Here is a 22,896-nt window from a genome sequence, read left to right as displayed (position 1 = left end):
CACCGGGTCGATCTCCGCCGCGACCCGTGACCGGGTGCTGCAGGCGGCCCGCGACCTGCACTGGCGTCCCAGCGCGCACGCGGTGGCGCTGCGCCGGGCGCGCTCGCAGACGGTGGCGCTGGTGCTCAACCGGCACGAGGCGCCGCCGACGGTCTCGGCCACCACCGCCGAGCTGATCACCGGCATCGAGACCACGCTGAGCGGCCGCGGCTACGGCCTGCTCCTGCACCTGGTGGACCAGCCGCCCGGCGCGGAGAGCGAGATCTACCGCCGCCTGGTCGACGCCGGCCGTGTCGACGGGGCGATCCTCACCGACAGCGTGATCGGCGACACCCGGCCGGCGCTGCTGCGCGAGCTGGGACTGCCGGCGGTGCTCGTCGGGACGCCGGACGGGGACGACCCGATCCCGCACGTGCGCACCGACCCGCGTCCGGCGATCGACCAGGCGGTCGACCACCTGCGCGGGCTCGGGCACCGCCATCTCGGGTTCATCGGTGGTCCGGGCACCCGCGTGCAGGCGGTGCGCCGCCGGGAGGCGTTCGAGGCCTCGGTCCGCGACCACGGGCTGGAGCTCGGCCCGGTGGTGTCGACCTCCTACTCCGGCACCGCCAGCGAGCAGGCGACCCACGAGGTGCTCATCGCCGCGGACCGGCCGACCGCCCTGCTGTACGGCAGCGACACCATGGCCATCGCCGGCATCAAGGCCGCCCGTGACCTCGGCCTGCGCACCCCGGGCGACGTCTCGGTGATCGGTGCGGGGGGCCAGACGGTCGGGCAGTGGATCGACCCGCCGCTGACCACCGTGCAGCGCAACGTCGTCCTCCGCGGACGCGTCGCCGCCCAGCTGCTGCTGCAGGAGCTCGGCATCGAGGTCGACGAGGTGCGCTGGAGCACCGACGAGGAGCTCCTCGTCCGCGCCTCCACCGCCCCGCCCCCTTCCTGAGCCCCTCGCGCTTCGACGGGCTCAGTGTGCCGTGGCGCGGCTCGCCGCGTCCCAGCGCAGGTGGACGACCTCGAGCACCTCTACCGGGCCGAGCCGGACCACGGCGTGGCCGTCGACGACCTCGACCTCGGTGGGGGCGCCGGCGACGAGCAGCCCGGCCGCGACGTCCCGGACTCCCGCCGGCAGCCGGACGCTGACGGTCTGGCCCGGCAGCGGGATCGTCTCGTGGTGCTGCCCGCGCATCGCCATCGGGTTGGTGAGGTTGACCACCGCCACCGCCACCTCCCCCTCCGCGGACCGGACCGCGACGTCGACCAGCCCCGGTCCACCGACCTCGATCGACGGCCCGGCGTCGCCGAGCGCCCACCGGACGGCGTTGGCGATGAGCCGGCCGTGGTCGGACTGGAGCGCGTCCCAGAAGATGTGGCCGAGGTCGAAGGCGATGTGCACCGTGCGACCGCCCGAGCCGTGCTCGCGGGCCACCACCGCCGGCCGCTCGACGCCGGGCCGCGGGTAGACCTCCTCCATGGGCAGGTCGGGGTAGTCGGGGACGAAGCGGAACACCACGTCGGCGGCGTCCACCGCCTCGATGCCCAGCAGGTGGGAGCCGCCGACGATCCGCTGCGCCCCGTCGTAGCCCTGGTTGACCGGGTGCGGGTCGGCGAGGGTGATGTAGTTGTTCTTCACCGGACCACGGACGTCCTCGACCAGCCGGACGCCGAGCAGCCCGGCCAGGCTGGGCTGGTCCGGCTCGGTGGTGGGCGGCAGACCGGAGTCGAACGCAGCGACGACGCTCCCGCCACCGGCCACGAATTGCTCGATGACCTCCACCTGGGTCGCCTCCAGCTGGACGGCCCGCGGCAGCACCAGCACCCGCACGTCCTGGAGCCGCTCGAGGGTGAGCGCCTCGCCGGCGATGTACTCGAAGGGGATCCGGGCTTCGACCAGCGCCTGGTAGAAGCCGTCCTCGTGGCTGCTCGGAGCGCCGTGACCACCCCAGGGGCCGGTGCTGGAGCGGCTGTCGAGCACCGCCACCTCGGCGGTGATCGGGAGCCGGGAGAACACCGGCTCGCAGCGCTGGTGCAGGCGGTAGGCCTCGGCCACCGGCTCGACCCAGCGCGTGTCGAAGCACTCGGCCTTGAACTTGGTGAACCAGGGCAGGGCGCCGTGGGCGAAGCCGTCGACGATCCAGCTGCGGAGCTCGTGGCCGTCGGCGACCGAGTCCTTCCACCGCAGGACGGGCGACTCCGGGCCGACCGAGGTGATGAGGGCGACGGGACGCTCGGGGTACAGCCCGCGGCTGCGCTTGCCGATCCGTCCCGACATCCAAGCCGGCTCGGTGCCGGAGCGGCCCTGCTTGTCGACGAAGAACATCGGGTAGCGGTCGTCCACCAGCTCGCGCACCAGGTCGCGGGTGAGCATCGCGCCGCGGTTGGGGATGAACCGGACGTGCGGACGGATGGCGCGGACGGCGTCGTCCCAGCGCACCACCAGCTCGCTGAGCCGTCGGCTGCGCCAGCCGGCGTAGGCCGTCCAGGCGGGGTCGTCGGGGCGGTCGACGTGCGGCAGCCGGTGGCCGGTGTCGGCCAGGAAGGCCCGGGCCGTGCCCTCGGCGTAGGAGACGCCGCCGTGGCCCTCCCAGCGGTTGGCGAAGACCGCGTCGACGTCGTAGTCGGAGACGATCTCGCGGGCGACCTCGGTCATGTAGTCGCGGTGGTAGCTGCTGCAGGGGTCGGTGTACCAGACGCCCGGCTGGGAGGCGTGCGGGATCGGACGTCCCTCGGCGTCGGCCGCGAGCCACTCCGGGTGGGCCTCGGCGGCGTCGGCGTGCACGGCGTGCGGGTCGACCCGGGCCATCACGTGCATGCCGAGCCGGCGGGCGCCCTCGACCAGTGCGCCGAACGGGTCGGTGTCGCCGAGGTGGACGCTCCGGTGGTGGAACGGGATCCGGGTCGGGTAGAAGGCCATGTACCCGCCGGCGCTGAGGCAGAGCGCGTTCGAACGGGTGCGGCGCATGACGTCGAGCCAGAAGTCGACGTCGAGGACGGCCGGGTCGTCGTCGGTGAAGGTTAGCTGGGTCCACCGGGTCGCGCCGCGGTACCAGTTCGGATCGCGGGCGGGGATGGCGGAGGCAGGCTTCGGGGCGGTGATCGTCATCGGTCGACCTCTTCTTCCTTTGTTGTCAGACATGCTGACATGTCGGGCATAATCTGCCAAGATGGTGGCCATGGAGCGACGCCTCAGCTGGAACGGGTTCGACGTCAGTGCCAACCTCTCGCTGCTCTTCACCGAGCTGCCCTACCGCGAGCGGTTCGCGGCCGCCGCGGCGGCCGGTTTCACCCTGGTGGAGAGCTGGTGGCCCTTCGCCGGTCCGAGCCCGGACGAGGCCGACGTCGACGACCTGGTGCGGCTGCTGGCCGACTCCGGGCTGCGGCTCACCGGGCTCAACTTCTACGCCGGGGACATGCCCGGCGGTGAACGCGGGATCGCCTGCCGGCAGGAGCGGCAGGACGAGCTGGTCGCCAGCACGGCGGTCCTGCTCCGGATCGCCGAGGCCACCGGTTGCCGCTACTTCAACCTGCTGCACGGCCAGCTCGACCCCTCCCAGGACCTCGACGTCCAGCACAGGACCGCGCTGGAGGCCTACCGACGGGCCGCTGATGCGGTGGCTGAGGTCGGCGGCACGGTGCTGGTGGAGCCGCTGGCCCGCGGCCTCAACGGGGAGTATCCGCTGACCACCCACACCGAGGTGCTGGCCCTGCTCGACGAGGCCGGCGTGCCGGGCCTGGCCTTGCTGGTCGACACCTTCCACCTCGGCATGAACGGGGTCGACCTGCCGGCCGCGGTGGAAGCGGCGGCGGGCAGGATCGGGCACGTCCAGCTCGCCGACGTCCCGGACCGCTCCGAGCCCGGCAGCGGGGAGGTGCCCTGGGACGCCGTCGCCGACGCGCTGCACCGGGCCGGCTACGACGGGCTGGTGGCGGCGGAGTACCGGCCCGCCGCCGGCTCCCTCGACGGCCTGGGGTGGTTGCGGACCGGATCTACCACCGGCTGCCATCATGGGCAGCACCACGCGCCGGCGTCGCGCTGACGTCGCCGCCGAGAACAGGAGGATGCTGCGTGGTCACCACGACGAGTCAGTTCAAGCTCGGTCCCTCATCGCTGACGGAGGCCGTCTACGAGTCGCTGCGCGCCCGGATCATCAACGGCGAGATCGCGCCGGGGGAAAAGGTCACCGAGCAGCGCCTGACCTCGGAGTACGGGGTGGCCCGGCCGACGGCGAAGTCGTGCCTGGAGCGGCTGACCGCGCTCGGGCTGCTGCGCCGGGTGGCGCACAAGTCGGCGGTGGTGCCACGGCTGGGTGCGGCCGAGATCGACGACCTGTTCTTCAGCCGGATCACCTTCGAGCAAGCGGCGACCGGCCACCTCGCCGCCCTGCACCATGTGCCGGACGAGACCGCCCGGGCCCAGACGCTGATGGAGGCAGCGGCGCAGCGCGCCGACTTCACCGAGCAGGTCCAGGCCGACATCGCCTTCCACTGGTCGTTGATCCACGGCCTCGGCAGTGAGCGGCTGACCAGGATGTACGAGATGATCTCCGGCGAGATCCACCTGACCATGGGTCAGTTCGCCGCCCACCGACGCACCACCCCCTCGACCGTGGTGGCCGAGCACGTGGCGGTGATGGAGGCGGTCCGCGCCGGCGACGTCGACGGTGCGAAGACGGCGATCGCCGATCACCTGACGCGGTCGCGGGAGCGGGTGCTGGCGCAGCTCGAAGCCGGCGACCAGGGCTGAGCCCACCACGCGAGCTCGCACACCTCGTCGGAGGACTTCCGCCGGCACCGACCGACGGGAGGCTCGGGCAGGAAACACCAGCACCACCATCTCGTGAGCCGAAGGGCTTCGCCACCTCCACGGTGGCCTACCGCCGTGGGTGGACACGGTGACGTCCGTGTCGGCTACCACGCGCGGCCTGGATCCGCCTGTCAGGCGAGGATCCCGGGGCCTGCTCCGCTCGCCGACGTAGGTCCGGCGCCCGCGTCAGCTCGCGGGTCGGTGTCGACGTCGGGGCCGTGCTCGTCGGGCGTCGACGGCCTCACCCAATAGCCCGTGCTGCCCACCGACCACCACCACCACCCTCACGCCGTCGTAAGATTGGCAGACAATGTCTCTTGACAGACGAAGTGGCGGAGGCGAGTATCGAAGCGCTTCAACAAGTCGACCCCGACAATGACGTGATGGGAGATCCTTATGAGCACGATCCGCGCCAACCGCATCGACCGACGACTGTTCCTCGGGCTGGCGGGCGGAACCGCCGTCGGAGCGGGTCTGGCCGCGTGCTCTGGCGGCGGTACCCCGGCCCCGGTCTCGCCCTCGGGGGCCGCCCTGGACCCCAGCGTGCTCCCGAAGTACATCCCGCAGAGCATCGTCGAGCCCGACATCAAGGGCGTCAACGGCTCGGTGTCGGGGTTCACCACCATCCCCAGGGAGATGGTGCAAACCGTTCCCGAGGTGCCCGGACGGGGCAGCGAGTTCACCGCGATGACCCCGCTGTGGGCGACCGTGCCCCCCGGCCGTGAGGACAACGCCTACATGCAGGCCGTGGACGCCGAGATCGGCGCGCGGTTCCAGTTCAACATCACCGACGGCAACTCCTACAACGAACGCCTCCAGGCCGTGCTCGCCTCGCCCCGCAACGTCCCGGACTTCGTCACCGTGCAGTCCTCGGGCATGCCCACCCGCTTCGACGACGCCGTGCGGGCCAACTTCCAGGACCTGACGCCGTTCCTGGCCGGCGACGCCATCGAGCGCTACCCGAACCTGGCGGCGCTGCCCACGGCGATGTGGAGCTGCTGCGTGTTCAACGGCGGGCTCTACGCCCTCCCGTACGCCAGCGACACCATCACCACCACGATCTTCCAGCGGCGCGACCTGATGGAGGAGCTCGGGATCGAGGTGGCCCCGAGCAGCGCCGAGGACTTCCTCTCCCTGCTCAAGGAGCTGACCGGCGGTGGACGGTGGGCCGTGAACGACCTGTCCGACGGCAGCGCGGTCCACACCATCTTCGGCACGCCGCCGTTGTGGGTGGAGCGGGACGGCACGCTGGTGCACCGCTACGAGACCGATGAGTACCGGGCGGCGATGGAGTATCAGGCGCGCGTGTTCGCCGCTGGCGTGGTGCACCCGGACTCGGTGGCCGGCAACAGCCAGCAGGGCCGGCAGCGGTTCATCTCCGGAGAGGTGGCCATCACCGGCGACGGCGTGGGTGGCTGGCTCTCCACCTTGCGGGCGGCCCGACCCGGTAACCCGGACTTCGACATGTACCCGGTGCCGCTGTTCGCCGCCGACGGGACCGGTGAGCCCGTGGTCTGGAAGGGCACCCCTGCCAACCTGTTCTCCTTCCTGAAGAAGAGCGAGGACCCGGCCCGGATCGAGGAGCAGCTCGCGCTGGCCAACTACTTCGCCGCCCCGTTCGGATCGCGCGAGAACGTCCTGCTCGACTACGGGGTCGAGGGCACGCACCACGAGCGTGACGAGCGGGGGGCGTTCTACCTCACCGACCAGGGTGAGCGGGAGGTCGTGCGCACCTACACCTGGATCTCCCGCGCGGAGCGCGCGGCGACGGAGGTCCAGTACGACGGCTATGTCGAGGACATGACGAGCTGGATGGCCTCGGTGATGGAGTACGCCGTCGAACCCCCCTTCTACGGGCGCACCCTGGTGGTGCCCAACGAGTTCGCCTCGTTGTCCGGCCCCTTCGAGGACCTGGAGGCCGACATCGCCCGGGGACGGCGGACGATGGCCGATCTGGACGCCGCCGTGGAGGACTGGCGGCGCTCCGGCGGTGACCGGATGCGCGCCTTCTACCTCGAGGCACTCGAGGCCCAGGGATGACGATCACCCAGACCCCGCGCCACCCACCGGTGGGAGGTGACCCGAGATCTCCGGCGGTGCTGCGGAAGGTGTCGTTGCGGACCCGGCTGAGGCGCGACGGTCCGCTGCTGGTGATGGCGGTGCCCATCGTGGTGCTCCTGCTGGTGTTCGCCTACGTCCCGATGCTGGGCAACGTCATCGCCTGGAAGGACTACTCGCCCTACACCGGCATCCTGGACAGCCCGTGGGTCGGGTGGCGCAACTTCGAGCGGGTGGTCGCGGACGAGGCCTTCTGGTCCGCGGTCGCCAACACGCTGGCGATCACCGCGTTCCAGCTGGTGTTCTACTTCCCGGTGCCGATCGTGCTGGCGCTGGTGCTGAACACGCTGCTGTCGGCACGCATCAAGATGACGATCCAGGCGATCACCTACCTGCCCCACTTCTTCTCGTGGGTCATCGTGGTGGCGATCTTCCAGCAGATCTTCGGAGGGGCTGGTCTGCTCAACGAGTTCCTCACCTCGCGGGGGTACGAGCCGCTGGAGATCATGACCAATCCGGATGTCTTCATCCTGCTGCTCACGGCCCAGTCGGTGTGGCGCGATGCGGGCTGGGGGATGATCGTCTTCCTCGCCGCGCTGAGCACGGTGCAGACCGAGCAGTACGAGGCTGCCGCGGTCGACGGGGCCAGCGCCCTGCGTCGGATGTGGCACATCACCCTGCCAGCCCTCAAGCCGGTCATCATCCTGCTGCTCATCCTGCGTCTCGGTGACTCGCTCTCGGTCGGCTTCGAGCAGCTGATCCTGCAGCGCGAGGCCGTGGGTGCGCAGGCGGCGGAGGTGCTTGACACGTTCGTCTACTACACCGGCGTGATCTACGGCGACTGGAGCTATGGCGCGGCTGCCGGGCTGATCAAGGGAGTGGTGAGCATGCTGCTGGTGGTCGGGGCCAACAAGGTCGCCCACGTGTTCGGCGAGGCGGGGGTGTACCAGCGATGACCGTGACCCTGCCCGGACCCAAGCGTCAGCCCGACCCGGTGGCTGATCCCGCACCCGACCGCCTCCGACGTCGGCGCGGCCACCACCCGGACCGTCCGGCCTGGGAGGAGGAGCCCAAGGCAGCGACCAAGCTGGCCAAGATCGTCTTCCTGTGCCTGGTGGTGCTGGCGGTGCTGTTCCCGCTGTGGACCGTCGTGATCACGAGCTTCTCGACGCAGGAGGCCATCACCGCAGCCGGTGGCCTCGTGGTGGTGCCCACGGACCTGAGCCTCAACGCCTACCAGCAGATCCTGGCTGGCGGGGTGGTGACCCGTGCTGTGGGTGTGTCGGTCTTCGTCACCGTGGTCGGTACCGCCATCAGCCTGATCGTCTCCATCCTGGGGGCCTACGCGCTGTCGCGTCCCGGGACGCTGCTGCACAAGCCGATCCTCTTCCTGGTGCTGATCACGATGTTCTTCGGCGCCGGGATGATCCCGACCTACCTGCTGGTCTCCAGCCTGGGCCTGATCGACACCCTGTGGGCCCTGATCCTGCCGACCTCGGTCTCTGCCTTCAACGTCCTGATCATGCGCAACTTCTTCATGAACGTGGACCGGTCGATGATCGACAGCGCGCGCATCGATGGGGCCGGGGAGTGGCGCATCCTGTTCCAGATCGTGCTGCCGGTCTCCAAGGCCGTGGTGGCGGTGATCGGGCTGTTCTACGGGGTGGCGTACTGGAACGCCTTCTTCAACGCGCTGCTGTACATCAACGACACCACGAAGTGGCCGCTGCAGCTGGTGCTCCGCTCCTACGTGCTGCAGGGTCAGGCGGTGCCGGGTGCCCCGGGCGCCGAGCTCGCGGCCGAGGGCGTCCCGGCTTCGCTGGCCCTGCAGATGGCGGTGGTCGTGCTGGCCATGGTGCCCGTGCTGCTGGTGTACCCCTTCATCCAGAAGCACTTCGCCACCGGGGTGATGATCGGCGCCGTGAAGGGATGAGTGCCCGTGCGATCCGTGCCGACACAGAGGAGAAGGACATGAGTGAGGAACGACCGAGCGGCGACCCCATCCGGGTCCTGGTGTGGGGGGAGAACCGCCACGAGGTGCTGGAGCCGCACGTGGCCGAGCTGTACCCGGAGGGGATGCACACCACCATCGCGGAGGGGTTGCGCCGGGTGCTCGGCCCGTCGGTCGAGGTGCGCACCGCCACCCTGGACGAGCCCGAGCACGGGCTGGACGAGCAGGCACTGGAGTGGGCGGACGTCCTGACCTGGTGGGGGCACAAGGCCCACCGCGAGGTCCAGGACGAGGTCGTGGACCGGGTGCAGCAGCAGGTGCTGTCCGGTCTGGGGCTGCTGGTGCTGCACTCGGGCCACTTCTCCAAGATCTTCCGGCGGCTGATGGGCACCACCTGCTCGCTGAGCTGGCGCAACGACGGCCGCCAGGAGAGGGTCTGGACCGTCGACCCCGGCCACCCCATCGCCGAGGGCGTGCCCAACCCGATCCGCATCGACAAGCAGGAGATGTACGGGGAGTTCTTCGACATCCCGGCGCCGGACGAGCTGGTCTTCATCAGCTCCTTCGAGGGTGGGGAGGTGTTCCGCTCCGGCTGCACCTTCCGGCGGGGCAACGGCCGCATCTTCTACTTCAGCCCCGGCGACCAGGAGTACCCGGTCTACGACCATCCCGACGTGCAGCGCGTGATCGCCAACGGGGTGCGCTGGGCACGGGACCCCCGGGGTGAGCGCCGCCTCCCCGGGCTGCGGCGGGTGGCCGAGCGGAGCGTCTGGTGAGCGCAGGCGCCCCGGACCCGCTGCGCACCGTGGTGGTGGGTGCGGGCGGCATGGGCTCGAAGTGGCTGGGGCTCGTGCACCGGTCCGCAGGGACCGTCCCGGTGGCCGTGGTCGACCTGGACACCGCCCGGGCTGCGGAGGCGGTCCGGACCGTGGGGGCCGACGGTGTGCAGCTCGCCAGTGAGCTGGGCGCGATCCTGGCCGAGGTGGAGGCCGACATCCTGGTCAACACGACCGTGCCGGCGGCCCACCACGAGGTCAGCCGCGCGGCGATGGAGGCGGGGCTCGACGTGGTCTCGGAGAAGCCCGCGGCGGACTCGCTGGCCGACGGGCTCCGGCTGGCTGCGGTGGCCCGCGCCACCGGTCGGCTGCTCAGCGTCAGCCAGTCCCGACGGCACACCCGCCACGTCCGCCGCCTGGCCCGTGCCGCGGGCGAGCTGGCGCCGACCGGAGCGATCAGCTGCTCCTTCGCCCGCGGACCCCGCTTCGGCGGGTTCCGGGAGGAGATGGAGCACCCGCTGCTGCTGGACATGGCGATCCACCCCTTCGACACCGCCCGCCTGCTGACCGGCGCCAAGCCGCGGAGCGTGCTGTGTTTGGAGTCCAACCCGCCCTGGAGCTGGTACAAGGGCGCAGCCGAGGCCGTCGCGGTCTTCGAGCTCGACGACGGCAGCCAGTTCAGCTACCACGGTTCCTGGTGCTCGCTGGGGGAGGAGACGTCGTGGAACGGGGCCTGGCGGGTCGAGACCCCCCAAGGCTCACTGCTCTGGGACGGTGACTCCGTGCCCCGGCTGGGCACAGGCACTGGATCGGTGCCGCTGGACGACCTCGACACCGAGTCCGAGGGCATCGCCGCGGGCCTGGACCAGCTGGTCGCCGCGGTCCGCGGTGGCCCGGTGCCCGATGGTGTGGTGATCGACAACCTGGGCAGTCTGGCCATGGTCGAGGCCGCCGTGCTGTCGGCGGAGCGGCGAGCCCAGGTCAGCATGGCCGAGGTGTGGGAGCAGGCTCTGGAGGTCGCACAGCAGCGGGAGACCGACCGGCACGTACGTGAGCTGCTGCCGGAGGTCGTGGCGCGGGCCTCTGGCTGACCCGTGGACAGCCCGCGGTAGCAACGCGTCGTCGAGGCGGTGCCGACCAGAACGCCCTGAGCCTGTCGAAGGGCGATCACCATGGGAGTGAGCCGGCCGTGCTTGCGCTTCGACGAGCTCAGCGCGTTGTCCCGGCCCGGCGGATCCCTCACCGATGGCGATCGGTGGAGGCCTCCGGCGCCGGGGTCGAGGAGGTGCCGACCACAGCGCCCTGAGCTTGTCGAAGGGCGATCAGCGCTGAAGGGCGGGCGGCCCGTGCTCGCGCTTCGACGGCTCAGCGCGTTGTTCCAGCCCTGTCCGATCCCTCACCGAAGGCGACCGGCACGACGGCCGACCGTCCTTCGCCCCCCGGGGATCAGGGCTGGTCGATACGCACCGTGCGGGTGAGGTGCCACCGGTCGTCGTCGGGGTCGAGCGCGGCTCCGACGACCGGGCTGACCATGCCGCAGCCCGGAGTCCGCGGCAGTGCGACCCGGTAGGTGCCCGTGTCGGTCACCGCGAGCAGCGCCGGCACCTCGGGCGGCGTCGCCGGGCACTCGCCGTCGACCTGGCCCCGGGTGAGAGTCCGGTCCGACACCTGCTCGAGCAGCGCGTCGCTCACGTCGGTGGTCCGGCGTTCGACCACGTGCTGGCCGGCGAGCTCGCACCAGACCAGCTCCACCACCGCAACCCCGTCGGGCACCGAGCCCTCGGCGAGGTCGGGGTAGAGGTAGCTGGCGCCGTCGTCGGAGAACCGCTCGGACGGGCACGCGTCCACGGCGAGGACCGGCGCCGGGTCGGTCACCAGCTCCGCACGCACCGACGACACGGCCGAGTCGTCCGTGCAGGAGGTGAGCAGCAGTGGCGCGGTGACCAGCAGACCCAGCAGGACTCTCCGACCTCTCGTCATCGCTGCTCGAACACCGCCACCGTCCGCGGCGGCACGCTCGCGGCTCCGGCCTCGGCGTCCCAGGTCGCGCCCTTCACCACCTCATCAGCGCCGTCGGCCTGGACAGCCGACAGCTCCAGCTCCGCACCCTCCAGTCCGGGCACCGTCTGGGTGAGCGTCTCGCCGGAGGCGTTGAAGACGACCAGCAACCCGTCCCGCTCGGGGTCGGCGTCCGCCCCGACGGTGTCGTCGATGCGCAGAACGATGACGTCGGCGCGGCCGTCTGCGGTGCCCGAGACCGGGAAGCTGACCTTCTGCTCGACCGCCTCGGCCGAGCCCAGCCGGAACAGGGGAGAGGAGTAGCGCAGCCGGAGCAGGTCCTGGGCGGCCTCGGCGGCGGCGTCGATGTCGGCCGGGGCCGGCTTGAGGTCGGGGTCGGCCAGCAGCGGACGCATGTAGTCCCACTTGTCCTCGTTGTCCGGCGCCGGCGGCAGCCCGCGGCCGAACCCGTTGTCGGTGCGGGTGAAGTCGAGGCTGTTGAACCAGTCGCCGGAGTCGTAGGAGTTGCGGTCCAGGCTCTTCGAGCGCAGCAGGTCCGTGCCGGCGTGCCAGAAGGTCACCCCCTGCCCGAGCGTCGCGGTCGCGAGCGAGACGGTGTTCATCCGCACCCGGTCCTCCATCGGCAGGTCGGGCGGCAGCTTGAACGTCAGTGCGTCGAACAGCGTCTCGTTGTCGTGGGCGTCGACGTAGGTGACCACCTCGTCGGGGTCGGTGGCGTAGCCGGCCGGGGCGCCGTTGTAGCCGATCTCCTCCCCGCTCACCACCTCACCGGTCTCGGCCGAGCGCAGCTCGAAGTCGCGCAGGTTGCCGGTGAGCCCGATCTGCACCAGGTCGGTGTCGTTGGGATCCGTGCCGCCGCTGCCGAAACCGGGTGTGCGCGGGTCCTCGTCGAACGGCCCGCCACCGCGGACGCCGTCGCGCAGCCGGTCGTTGAAGGTGGCGATGTGCGTCCCGTCGAGCTGGCCCTGGGTGGCCTGGGTGAAGCGGGCGTTGTCAGCCACCTCACCGAAGTTCCAGCCCTCGCCGTACAGCGTCACCGCCGACCCGTCGACGCCGTCGCGGGCCACCGTCAGCTCGTCCAGCGCCGCCCGGACCGCCAGCATGTTCTCCCGGCTGTGGTGGCCCATGAGGTCGAAGCGGAACCCGTCGACCTTGTAGTCGCGGGCCCACAGCACGGTCGAGTCGACCATCAGCTTCTGCGCCATCGCGTGCTCGGTGGCGACGTTCTGGCAGCAGGTCGACGTCTCCACCTCACCGACCGCGTCGAGCCGGTGGTAGTAGCCGGGCACCACCTTGTCGAGCACCGACTTCTCGGCCTGCCCGGAGGCGGCGGTGTGGTTGTACACCTGGTCGAGCACCACCCGCAGCCCGGCGTCGTGCAGCCCGCCGACCATGGCCCGGAACTCGGTCACCCGCTGCCCGCCGTGTGCGGTCTGAGCGGTGGAGGCGTAGGAGCCCTCGGGGGCCATGAAGTGCCACGGGTCGTAGCCCCAGTTGAAGGCGTCGGCGGCGGCGACCTCGGCGATGCAGGCCTGCTGCTCGGGGCTGTCCGGCGGCAGGGCGGCGAGGTCGCAGCCCGGCGTGCGCTGGTCGGCCGGGTCCTCGGGGATGGAGGCGATGTCGAAGGTCGGCAGCAGGTGCACGGTGTTGAGCCCGGCATCGGCCAGCTCGCGCAGGTGCCGCGTCCCGTTGCCGTCGGCGGCGAAGGCCAGGTAGGAGCCGCGCTGCTCGGCGGGGACGTCCTCGTCACCGATCGAGAAGTCGCGCACGTGCAGCTCGTAGATGGACTGGTCGACCTCGTCGCTCAGGGTCGGCGGCTCGGCCGAGCGCCACTGCTCGGGTGCCAGGTCGGGGTCGCGCAGGTCGACCAGCACCGAGCGGGTGGAGTCCAGCGTCAGCGCGACCGAGTACGGGTCGGTGACCAGCGTGGTCTCCACCGTGTCGGTCTCCGGCACGTAGACCCGCACCTCGTACAGGTAGTGCGCGCCGTTCCAGCGCGGCGTGCCGCGGCCGAGCCAGGTGCCGTCGGGATCGCGCCGCAGCTGGACGCGGGTGGCCTCCTCGACCGGACGGGTCTCCGCGCCGGCGCCGGGCCAGACCAGCAGGTCGACGTCCTTGGCGGTCGGCGCCCACAGCCGCAGCGACGGCCGGGCCGCACCGGGTCGTCCCTGCCAGGTGACGCCGAGGTCGGCGTCGGCGGCGTCGGCGTAGAGGTTGTCGAGGACGCCGGGCACCTGGACGCCGGTCGCGTCCTGGAGGCGTCCGATGTCGTCGTACATCGCCACCGCGAGCTGCCCGGTCAGCCACTCCTTCGCGGCCTTGTCGGTGGTGTCGAGCCGCAGTGCGACGTAGCCCTCCAGGTGCGGGAAGTCCTCGAGGACGTCCTCGGGCAGTCCGTCGGGCAGCCGGGTGAGCGGGACCGAGCGGGTGCCGGACAGCGTCTCGGCGTCGATGCCCGCCCCGCCCTCGGGTGCGCTGTGCAGCCGCCAGTCGAGCAGCTCGACGGGCAGGTCGCCGAGCGCGTCGGACGGCCAGGCCAGCAGGTCGTCGCGGACCCAGGAGGCGCGCTGCTGGCCGAGGTCGGGCGCGCTGCCGGGGGCGGCGGTGCTGACGGTGATCTGGTGGGTGGCGAGGACGTAGCTGATGGTGGTGACCAGCCCGTCGGCGGGGACGGTGAGAGTGACGTTGCCGCCGTCGGGGGTGCCGTAGCTCTCGTCCCAGCCCAGGCCGTGGGCGACCTTGAGCTCGTGGCTGCCGGCCGGCACCTCGGTCGACGACCAGGTGTAGGTGCCGTCGCCGTCGGGGTCCTGCAGCCAGGGGCGCATGCAGTCCGGGGACCAGTCGGCGGGGCAGCCGAGCTCGCTCTGCATCGAGCCCGGGGCGGTGAGGATCGGGCCCTGGGCGTCGCTGGTCACCCAGTGGGTGGCGTGGTCGTAGTAGAAGGTGACCGGGCCGCCGGGAGCGGTGTAGGAGATGTTGGCGCCGTCGCGGACCGCCCCGGCGCCGTAGTTCTCGTCCCAGGACCGGTTGACCGCGGCCTTGTAGGCGTGCGGGCCGGCGGGCAGGTCGATCGTGGCCTTCCAGAGGTCGTCGTCGGGGTCGAGGGTGAGCTGGGCCTGCTCGCAGTCGGGCGCCCAGTCGGCGGCGCAGCCCATCTCGCTGTTGTGGTCGCCGGGCACCGAGACCGCCTCGGGCTGCTCGACCGGTCCGGTGGGTCCGCCGGGGCCGATCGGCGGCGGGGCGGGCTCGCCGACCACGGCGGAGGAGGAGTCGGCGCTGAGGTTGCCGCTGGCGTCCTCCAGCACCACCCGGTACTCGACCAGGGTGCCGGCGGAGAGGTCGTCGACGTCGTGGAAGACCCGGTAGGGGGCGTTGTCGTCGGTGCCGAGCGGGCGCCACTCGCTGGTGCCGGCGGGACGCCAGGCGAAGCTGGCCTGGGCGAAGACGCTGTCGGTGGTGCCGGCGCGGATCTCGGCGCGGCCGCCCACGGTGGCCTGCTCAGCCGGCTGCCCGGGGCGTCCGTCGGGGCTGACGAGGACGACGTCGGGCGCGCTCTTCCGCTTCTTCAATTGCTGGTCGGCGCGGTAGACGACGGTGGACGCCGCGGGCACGGTGACCTCGACGCGGCCCTCGGCGTCGGCACGGAGCCGGGCGTCGTCGCCGTGGATGCCGCGCAGGCTGCCCCTCGGCGTCCAGGTGGGGATCGCGGCCGTCTGCTCCTCGGCGCCGGTGTTGACCACGACGAGGTACTCGCGGCGCTCCTCGCGGTCGATCCGGGAGAAGGCGTACAGGCCGGTCTGGTCGGAGGCGTAGCGGTGCTGCTGGGCGCCGTCGGCCAGCGCCGGGTGGTCGGCGCGCAGCTCGGACAGCTCGACGATCTGCTGGTACAGCGGGTGGCTGGTGTCGTAGCGGTCGCGGGACCCCGACGGACCGCCGAGGACCGGCTCGTCGGCGTACTGGGCGGTCTGGGTGGCGAACATGTCCTGGCGGGCGTCCTTGTCACCGCCGGCGCCGATGAAGCCCTGCTCGTCGCCGTAGTAGACGACCGGTTGGCCGCGGCTGGTGAACATCAGCTCGTGGGCGAGTCCGACCCGCTGCAGCAGCTCGGCGTCGTCCAGGCCCTTGGCCCCGAGCAGCATGGCGGCGCGGCCCATGTCGTGGTTCCCGAGGAAGGTGGGCAGCTGGTAGGCGTTGGAGTCGGTGTCGGTGTAGAGGTCGTCGGCGAGGAAGAAGTCGCGCAGCCCGGTGCTGCCCACGCCGCCGCCTGCGGCCTCGACCGCGCGGGCCTGGAAGCCGAAGTCGAGGACGCCCTGCAGCTGGCCCTCGGTGGTGAAGGTGGAGGTGTAGGCGGGGTTGGCGTCGAACACCTCGCCGAACATGAAGAAGTCCTCGTTGCCGGCGCGGGCGGCCTCGAGGACGGCGGGGGAGAACTCCTGCCAGAACTCCAGGTTGACGTGCTTGACGGTGTCGATGCGGAACCCGTCGATGCCGAACTCGGCCCAGGTGGAGTAGATGTCGATCATGCCGTCGACGACCTCGTGCCGTTCGGTCCACAGGTCGTCCAGGCCGATGAAGTCGCCGTGGGTGCTGGACTCGCCGGCGAAGGTGGAGTCGCCGCGGTTGTGGTAGAGCCGCGGGTCGTTGAGCCAGGCCGGGGTTTTGACTGTCGCGTCGGCCTCGTCGCGGAAGACCGGGGTGTAGGGGAACGAGGTGGCCGGGTCGATCTCGGGGAAGGTGTCGGTGCCGGCGTAGTCGGCGTCGTCGAAGGGGATGCCGGTGGCGTCGCGGTAGGGCTCGATCGCCTTGTCGACATAGGAGTACTCGCCCTCGGCGTAGTCGATGATGTCGGCGGTGTGGTTGGTGATGATGTCGAAGTAGACCTTCATGCCGCGGGCGTGGGCGGCGTCGATGAGGGCCTTCATCTCCTCGTTGGTGCCGAGGTGGGGGTCGATCTGGGTGAAGTCGGTGATCCAGTAGCCGTGGTAGCCCGCGCTGGCGTCGGCGTCCGCGCCCTGCACCGGGTTGTTCTCGAACGACGGCGTCAGCCAGATCGCGGTGGTGCCGAGGCCCTCGATGTAGTCGAGCTGCTGCTGGAGGCCGGCGAGGTCGCCGCCGTGGTAGAAGCCCTTGTCGGTGGGGTCGAAGCCGTGGTCGAGCCGTCCGCCGGTGATGCCGCCGGTGTCGTTGGACGGGTCGCCGTTGGCGAAGCGGTCGGCCATCACGAAGTAGAACTGCTCGGTGGTGACGGGCGCCCGCAGCGAGTCCTGCGCGAGGTCGGCGTCGGCCTTCGTGGCGTCGCCGGGGAGCTCGGCGGAGCGGACGTCGACCGCGTCGGTCTCGGAGTCGTAGGCGACCTCGACCTCGGTCGGGGCCTCGAGCACCAGCGGACGGTTGGCGGCCGGGTGCGACTCGTCCCAGGTGCCCCCGATGGCGACCTTGAGCTCCCAGCTGCCGGCCGGGACCGTGAACGTGGCCGCGTACCCGGTGCCGCCGGTGGGCTCGAGGACGGTCTCGGTGCAGCCGGGATCCCAGTCGGAGGCGCAGCCGAGCTCGCTCTGCAGGCTGCCGACCAGGGTGACGAGCTCGTCCTCGGCCTGCGCCGGGGTGGGAGCGGCGGTGACCGTCAGGCCGGTGGCGGTGATCGCCAGCGCGCTGAGCAGGGCCGCGGTGCGGCGGTGGCGCGTGGAGGCAGGGGTGGTCGGGGTCGGTCGCATCGTTGCGATCCCTTCGGGAGGCCGTCCGGATCTGGCGAGCGTAAGCCTGCGGATGAGCGCTGGGCAACGGGCGTCCTCGTCGGAGCCCTCCCGCACCTCTCGGCACCCGGAGCCACCTCTCACGCGCCACCTCGGCCGTCGGCGCAGGCCCGGGATCCAGCAGGGGCCGGCAGCACGGACGAGCGGGGGATCGCCGGGCCGCCGGTCCCTCACAGGGCCGGCCCGGCTCCTGCCGGGATGAGGGAGGTCCTCACCCGGGAAGGCCGAGCACCACGATCTCGTGGTCGAGGAGCTTCGGCACCTCCACCGTGGCCGTGCCGGCGTCGGTGGACACCGTGACGTCCGTGTCCGCCACCAGGGCACGGCCCCGGATCTCGCCCGTCAGCCGGGGATCTCGCACCTGCACCCGGAAGGGGCCCAGCGGGATCAGCTCGTGCAGTGAGCCGGGCACGGGGCTGGGTGCGGTGTTGGTGACCAGGTGCACGACCAGTGCCGAGTCCTGCTCGTAGACGTGGCAGTCGATGTCGCCCGCGCCGTCGACCTCGAGCAGCGGCGGCGCCGGGTGCGCCCAGCGGACCACGTTGCCGAGCAGCTGGAGGCTGTCCGGCCGGTGGTCCCGGGACGCCGCCCGGTCCAGGTCGGCGGCGAGGTAGGCGATCCGCCCACCCGCCGGGTGCTCGCGGACGGTGAGCACCGGGGTGCTGGTCGGCTCGGTGCGGAGCCAGGCCAGCTCCGGAGGGTAGAAGGGGAAGGGCTCGACGTAGGTGGCGGCGACATCGGCGTCGACGGCACGCACGCCCTCCAGCCGACCGCCGAGGGCGAGGATGGTGGTCCCCGCCAGGCGCGACCGCAGCGGCGAGGACTCGTCGGCCACGGCGTCGTCGAACCGCAGGTAGTCGTGGCGCTGCCAGTCCTCGATGTCGAAGGCGTAGGGCCGCACCGTGCCGCGGGAGCTGCCGGTGGCCGACACGCCGAGCACGTCGGCCAGCCCGAAGTCGTCCAGGAGCTGCCCGTCGGCATCCTTCAGGCTGGTCTGCCCGGTCGCCACCACCGATCCTCCGCGGGCCGCGAAGGCCCGTACGGCCTCGCACTGCTCGGGGGACATCACGGCGAGGTCGGGCAGCACCAGCACGCCGATCTCCTCGCTGAGCCCGGCGACGTCGTCGGCGTGCACCGGCAGGTAGGGGATCCTGGCCCGGCGCAGTGCCGCGACCATGCCTCGGTTGGGTGCTACCGCGGTGTTGTCCACGTCGTCGCGGCCGTGGAAGTAGGAGTTGGCCTGGGACCACACCACGGCGACCTGGGCCCGAGGTGTCCGGTCGGTGAGGTAGCGCTCGTTGCGCTCGTGGAAGGTGAAGATGGGTTCGGCGGTGGCGTACTGACGCCGGTCCTCGTGGTAGGCGCTGATGTGGTGCCACCACGGCTGGATGCCGCCGGCCGTCCCGGAGGCAGACCACACCCGGACCTCGGCCTCGGGCATCGACGTCGAGCGGAAGAAGCCCGCCCCCGCGGCGTACATCGCCTGGCTCTCCGGCATGAGGACGTCCCAGCCGGCGAGCTGGTGCAGGCGCTTGCCGACCTCGGCGTTCTCGGCGAAGCCGTCCCGCTGGGTGCGGCGCTGGTGGTCGACGAACAGGATCTTCGCGTCACGGGTGAGCTCGCGGAGGTCGGTGAACCGCTTGACCTGGTCGGCCAGGTCGCCGTGCAGCATGCCCACCCAGACGCAGTCGGGGCCACCGGCCTCGGTGGTCACCGCGGTGTTCTGCCGCCAGATCTCGACCCGGCGCCGGTCGTTCCACCGCACCCACTCCCGGAAGACCGGGTCGTCCCAGTCCCGGCGAGCCGGCAGCGCCTCACCGACGGCGTCGCGGAAGCGGGTACGGCAGTAGGTGCAGTAGCAGATCTGGTGGCTGGCGAGCCCGGCCCAGCTGTTGTCGGCGAAGCCGTCGGGTGCGCTGCGTTCGATGATCTCGCGGAAGACCGCAGGCAGGTACTCGTCGTAGTAGGGGCTGTTGACGCAGGAGATGTAGGCGGCGCCCGCCCGGTACGGAGCGCCGTCGGCGTCGCAGCTGAACCAGTCCGGGTGCGCGGCGTAGAACTCCTCTCCCGCCCGGTTCGAGTCCATCCGGGCGATGACGCTCAGCCCGTCGGCCCGTGCGTGGGCCACGATCTCGCCGTAGAGGTCGCGATCACCCAGGTGGCTCGCCCGGTGCTGCAGCGGGAACGCGCTGGGGTAGTAGGCGACGATGCCGCCGGCGTTGACGATGACGCCCTGGATCCGGGTCGCCTTCCACTGCGCCCGCCACAGCTCTGGGTCGTAGCGCTCGGGGTCGGTCTCGGTCAGGTTGGTCTGGCCCCAGCGCAGCGTGCGGCGGTACCAGGGGAGTGCAGCGTCGGACATGGTGGATCGCTCCTTCTCTGGGGCGGATTCGGTCGGGTGGTTCTGCGCGTTCGTCGGCGGTGCTGCTCAGCCCTTCACGCCGCTGCTGGTGATGCCCTCGACGATGTAGCGCTGGGCGAACAGGTAGACCACCAGCACCGGTGCGACAGTGAGCGTCGAGGCAGCCATCAGGGTGCTGACGGTCGTGAAGAACTCGCCACGGAAGAGGGCCAGCGCCACCGGGAGCGTCTGCAGCGACGTGGAGTTGAGGAAGATCAGCGGGCCGAACAGGTCGTTCCAGCTCTCGATGAAGGTGAAGATGCCGACCGCCGCCAGGGCGGGCTTGACCTGGGGGATCATCACCCGGAAGAAGATCTGCAGCGTCCCTGCCCCATCGATGCGGGCGGCGTCCTCGAGCTCTCGAGGCAGGCCGAGGAAGGCCTGGCGGAGCAGGAACGTGGCGAAGACCGGGGTCAGGACCCTCGGCACCCACAGCGGCAGGTGGGTGTCGATCCAGCCGAGCTGCTGGAAGAGCGCGTACTGGGGGATGAGGTAGACGATGCCGGGGACGATGGCGGTGGCGAGGACCACCGCGAAGAGCACGCCCTTGCCGGGGAACTGCATCCGGGCGAAGGCGTACCCGGCCAGCGCTCCGATCAGGAGGACCCCGACCACGTTGAGGACGGCGAGCTTCACGCTGTTGAGGAAGAAGGGCGCGACGGCCTCACCCGCCACGGCGTAGTTGTCCAGCTCCAGACGTGGACCGGCCAGCCCCAGCGGGTCGGCGGCGATGGCCGCCTCGGTCCGCAACGAGTTGTTGATCATCCAGAGCAGCGGGGTGGCGAAGACGACGACCAGGGCGAGCATGAACAGCACCCGGACGAACGACCATCCGCTGAGCCGGCGGACGCGTCGGCGGTGACCTCGGTGCTGCTCGCCACCGGGTGCACCCGGCAGCGCGGTCTGCTTCTCGAGGACGGTCATGCGTAGAACACCCACTTCTTCTGCAGTCGCAGCTGGATGACGGTGAGGGCCACGATGAAGAGGAACATCGCCCACGCCATGGCGGACGCGTAACCGAGCTGGCCGAAGGAGAACGCGTTCTGGAACACGTAGTAGATGAACACCGACGTGGCGTTCCCCGGTCCGCCGGAGGTCATCACGAACACCACCCCGAAGATCTGGAAGCTCAGGATGAACTGGGTGATGAGCACGAAGAACAGCTGGGGAGTCAGCAGCGGCAAGGTGATCCGGAAGAACCGTGCGGGCGGGCTGGCCCCGTCCACGTCGGCTGCTTCGTACAGCTCCTTCGGGATCGCCTGCAGGCCGGAGAGCAGGATGACCATCGGGTAGCCCACGCCCTGCCAGACGGCGACGACGATGACCGCGACCAGGGCGAACGTGGAGTCGGCGAGCCACTCCGGACCGTCGATGCCGACCAGACCCAGCACCTGGTTGATCACGCCCTCGGGGGCGAAGAACTGGGTGAAGACCAGGCTGATGGCCACGATGCTGGTGACGTAGGGCGTGAAGTAGGCGGTGCGGAAGAAGGAGCTGCTGATCCGCCCCCCGCGGTTGCACAGCACCGCCAGCAGCAGGGCCAGGACGACGGTGAGCGGGATCGAGCCCAGCGTGAACAGCAGCGTGATCTTCACCGAGTTGACGAGCAGCTCGTCGGCCGGCATCGCGGTGAAGTTGTCCAGCCCGATCCAGGTCGGTGTGGTGAAACCGTCCCAGGAGTGGAAGGAGGCCCACAGCGACACGAGGAGCGGATACGCCTGGAACACCGCGATGCCGATGACCAGGGGAGCGACGAACGCCCAGCCCTGCAGGGCGGCGCGCCGCCGCTGTCGCCGTCGCTCCGGGCGGGCGACCGCCGACGCGGTGGGCTCTGTCAGCACGGACATGTCAGCCGATGACACGCTCGACCTGGGCCCGGACACTGGTCAGCGCCTCCTCGACGCTGATCTCGCCGATGTAGGCGCGCTCGAGCTGGGGGCGGTAGAGCTGCACGGCTTGCGCGGTGGCTCGGGTGGAGTTGACGGTGGTCTGGTACCCGGCCGCCTCGGCGAACAACGCCATGTTCTCGCCCTGGGTGGAGGTCTTCTCGACCAGTGCGGCCGCTTCCCGGTGCAGCGGGATGAAGGCGCCGGCCTCGGCGAAGATCGAGCCCGACTCGCGGCCCACCATCCACTGCAGCAGCTCCCAGCCGCGGTCGACGTCAGCGGACTCCCGGGGTACCACGAAGACCGAGAGGCTGCCCTCCTGCCGCTGCTCGACCTTGGCCGGCATCGGGGCGACGTCCCACTCGAAGTCGGTGACGTTCTCCCGCATGTAGGTGGCCAGGCCCATGGTGCCGAAGAACATCCCGAGGTTGCCGGCGGTGAAGAGCCTCAGGTCGGCGTCCTCCCCGGTGAGGTAGGCCCAGGTCGGCTGCACCTTGTGCTTGAGGGTCAGGTCGACCACCCACTGGATCGCCTCGATGCCGGCCGGGTCGGCCAAGGTGAAGCTGGTGCCGTCGGCGGAGAAGATCCCCGGGCCGCCGTTGTTCACGGCGAAGGTGTTCTCGAAGCCGGTGTCGGTCCACAGGCAGATGCCGTACCGGTCCCCTCCGGTGACCTCCTGGGCGGCAGCGAGCACGTCGTCCCACTGCCACTGGTCGGGTACCCAGCTGCTGGGCGGGGTGATCCCCGCCTCCTGGAGCATCGTCTTGTTGTAGAAGAGGACCCGCGGCGATGACCCGATGGGCAGGCCGCCCTGCCCGGACTCCAGAGCGGTGAAGGCGGCGACGTCGGCGAAGTACTCCTCCTCGCTCAGACCGCTGATCCGCTCGCCGAGGTCGGCCAGCTGCTCCTTGTCGGTCATCTCGCGCACGAAGTCGTCGTTGAGCCGCATCAGACCCGGCGGCTGCCCGCCCGAGAGCAGCGTGCGGAACCTGGTCTGGTAGTCGTCGAAGGGGACATCGGCCTGGCGTACGACCGTCACACCCGACTGGGCCTCGTAGGCGTCCAGGCTCTGGGTGTAGAGATCGGCGAAGTTGTCCGACCAGTTGGCGAAGGACACCTCGTTGGGCGTCGCGGAGCCAGCCGGCCCGCCACCGCAGGCGGCCAGTGCCCCGCTGGCGCCCAGGGCGCCGAGGCCGGAGATCAGGCTGCGTCGGCTGATCCGTGTCATGGTCATCGTTCTCCTCGGGTACG

15 protein-coding genes are annotated in these 22,896 nt (G+C 71.0%); 8 read left to right on the top strand and 7 right to left on the bottom strand.

Annotation, left to right across the window (positions count from 1 at the left end; genetic code table 11):
* A partial coding sequence (locus DVA66_RS00925) for a LacI family DNA-binding transcriptional regulator (RefSeq protein WP_157973755.1) occupies positions 1 to 943 on the top strand: 943 nt, incomplete at its 5' end.
* 21 nt (positions 944 to 964) lie between these two features.
* On the opposite strand, the gene DVA66_RS00920 is transcribed toward DVA66_RS00925, so the two are convergent.
* Positions 965 to 3,100, bottom strand: a complete 2,136-nt coding sequence (locus DVA66_RS00920) for an alpha-amylase family protein (RefSeq protein WP_114558331.1) — start codon at positions 3,098 to 3,100, stop codon at positions 965 to 967.
* Between the two features lie 61 nt (positions 3,101 to 3,161).
* On the opposite strand from DVA66_RS00920, the gene DVA66_RS00915 reads away from it, so the two are divergent.
* From DVA66_RS00915 to DVA66_RS00885, 7 genes are all read left to right on the top strand, one after another.
* Entirely contained in the window at positions 3,162 to 4,034 is an 873-nt protein-coding gene (locus tag DVA66_RS00915; RefSeq protein WP_232821663.1) for a hydroxypyruvate isomerase family protein, read from the top strand.
* Between the two features lie 29 nt (positions 4,035 to 4,063).
* Entirely contained in the window at positions 4,064 to 4,741 is a 678-nt protein-coding gene (locus DVA66_RS00910) for a GntR family transcriptional regulator (protein WP_198671370.1), read from the top strand.
* A gap of 456 nt (positions 4,742 to 5,197) precedes the next feature.
* Positions 5,198 to 6,841 carry an extracellular solute-binding protein gene (locus tag DVA66_RS00905; protein ID WP_114558330.1) on the top strand — a complete coding sequence of 548 codons (1,644 nt, stop codon included), beginning with the start codon at positions 5,198 to 5,200 and terminating at the stop codon, positions 6,839 to 6,841.
* Positions 6,838 to 7,815 (top strand): ABC transporter permease, encoded by a 978-nt coding sequence (locus DVA66_RS00900; RefSeq protein WP_114558329.1) that lies wholly within the window; start codon positions 6,838 to 6,840, stop codon positions 7,813 to 7,815. Before DVA66_RS00905 ends, DVA66_RS00900 begins: the two co-directional genes overlap by 4 nt.
* Complete coding sequence (locus DVA66_RS00895) at positions 7,812 to 8,792, top strand: carbohydrate ABC transporter permease (protein WP_114558328.1); 981 nt, start codon at positions 7,812 to 7,814, stop codon at positions 8,790 to 8,792. The genes DVA66_RS00900 and DVA66_RS00895 overlap by 4 nt, the downstream gene beginning before the upstream one ends.
* Positions 8,793 to 8,830: 38 nt before the next feature.
* Positions 8,831 to 9,586, top strand: a complete 756-nt coding sequence (locus tag DVA66_RS00890) for a ThuA domain-containing protein (protein WP_114558327.1) — start codon at positions 8,831 to 8,833, stop codon at positions 9,584 to 9,586.
* A complete protein-coding gene (locus DVA66_RS00885; protein WP_114558326.1) occupies positions 9,583 to 10,677 on the top strand; it encodes a Gfo/Idh/MocA family protein in 1,095 nt (364 codons plus the stop codon). Before DVA66_RS00890 ends, DVA66_RS00885 begins: the two co-directional genes overlap by 4 nt.
* Before the next feature lie 355 nt (positions 10,678 to 11,032).
* On the opposite strand, the gene DVA66_RS00880 is transcribed toward DVA66_RS00885, so the two are convergent.
* The 6 genes from DVA66_RS00880 to DVA66_RS00855 form a co-directional block, all read right to left on the bottom strand.
* A complete protein-coding gene (locus tag DVA66_RS00880) occupies positions 11,033 to 11,566 on the bottom strand; it encodes a hypothetical protein (protein WP_114558325.1) in 534 nt (177 codons plus the stop codon).
* Positions 11,563 to 17,319 carry a pullulanase-type alpha-1,6-glucosidase gene (gene pulA, locus DVA66_RS00875; RefSeq protein ID WP_114558324.1) on the bottom strand — a complete coding sequence of 1,919 codons (5,757 nt, stop codon included), beginning with the start codon at positions 17,317 to 17,319 and terminating at the stop codon, positions 11,563 to 11,565. The genes DVA66_RS00880 and pulA overlap by 4 nt, the downstream gene beginning before the upstream one ends.
* Before the next feature lie 250 nt (positions 17,320 to 17,569).
* Positions 17,570 to 19,720, bottom strand: a complete 2,151-nt coding sequence (locus DVA66_RS00870; RefSeq protein WP_114558323.1) for a Tat pathway signal protein — start codon at positions 19,718 to 19,720, stop codon at positions 17,570 to 17,572.
* Positions 19,721 to 19,786: 66 nt separating this feature from the next.
* Positions 19,787 to 20,683 carry a carbohydrate ABC transporter permease gene (locus DVA66_RS00865; protein WP_114558322.1) on the bottom strand — a complete coding sequence of 299 codons (897 nt, stop codon included), beginning with the start codon at positions 20,681 to 20,683 and terminating at the stop codon, positions 19,787 to 19,789.
* Positions 20,680 to 21,606 carry a carbohydrate ABC transporter permease gene (locus DVA66_RS00860; protein WP_114558321.1) on the bottom strand — a complete coding sequence of 309 codons (927 nt, stop codon included), beginning with the start codon at positions 21,604 to 21,606 and terminating at the stop codon, positions 20,680 to 20,682. The genes DVA66_RS00865 and DVA66_RS00860 overlap by 4 nt, the downstream gene beginning before the upstream one ends.
* A gap of 1 nt (position 21,607) precedes the next feature.
* Positions 21,608 to 22,879, bottom strand: coding sequence for an ABC transporter substrate-binding protein (locus tag DVA66_RS00855; RefSeq protein ID WP_114558320.1), 1,272 nt, complete (start codon positions 22,877 to 22,879; stop codon positions 21,608 to 21,610).
* Between the last annotated feature and the right edge of the window lie 17 nt (positions 22,880 to 22,896).

It is taken from the genome of Desertihabitans aurantiacus, assembly GCF_003344635.1.
Classification (GTDB): domain Bacteria; phylum Actinomycetota; class Actinomycetes; order Propionibacteriales; family Propionibacteriaceae; genus Desertihabitans; species Desertihabitans aurantiacus.
Note: the sequence above shows the minus strand (reverse complement) of the source record. Positions and strands in the feature narration are given on the sequence as shown.

Coding starts and splice junctions, on each gene's coding strand:
- DVA66_RS00920 (WP_114558331.1), bottom strand. CDS start 3,100: ATGACGATCACCGCCCCGAAGCCTGCCTCCGCCATCCCCGCCCGCGAT.
- DVA66_RS00915 (WP_232821663.1), top strand. CDS start 3,162: ATGGTGGCCATGGAGCGACGCCTCAGCTGGAACGGGTTCGACGTCAGT.
- DVA66_RS00905 (WP_114558330.1), top strand. CDS start 5,198: ATGAGCACGATCCGCGCCAACCGCATCGACCGACGACTGTTCCTCGGG.
- DVA66_RS00900 (WP_114558329.1), top strand. CDS start 6,838: ATGACGATCACCCAGACCCCGCGCCACCCACCGGTGGGAGGTGACCCG.
- DVA66_RS00895 (WP_114558328.1), top strand. CDS start 7,812: ATGACCGTGACCCTGCCCGGACCCAAGCGTCAGCCCGACCCGGTGGCT.
- DVA66_RS00890 (WP_114558327.1), top strand. CDS start 8,831: ATGAGTGAGGAACGACCGAGCGGCGACCCCATCCGGGTCCTGGTGTGG.
- DVA66_RS00880 (WP_114558325.1), bottom strand. CDS start 11,566: ATGACGAGAGGTCGGAGAGTCCTGCTGGGTCTGCTGGTCACCGCGCCA.
- pulA (WP_114558324.1), bottom strand. CDS start 17,319: ATGCGACCGACCCCGACCACCCCTGCCTCCACGCGCCACCGCCGCACC.
- DVA66_RS00870 (WP_114558323.1), bottom strand. CDS start 19,720: ATGTCCGACGCTGCACTCCCCTGGTACCGCCGCACGCTGCGCTGGGGC.
- DVA66_RS00865 (WP_114558322.1), bottom strand. CDS start 20,683: ATGACCGTCCTCGAGAAGCAGACCGCGCTGCCGGGTGCACCCGGTGGC.
- DVA66_RS00860 (WP_114558321.1), bottom strand. CDS start 21,606: ATGTCCGTGCTGACAGAGCCCACCGCGTCGGCGGTCGCCCGCCCGGAG.
- DVA66_RS00855 (WP_114558320.1), bottom strand. CDS start 22,879: ATGACCATGACACGGATCAGCCGACGCAGCCTGATCTCCGGCCTCGGC.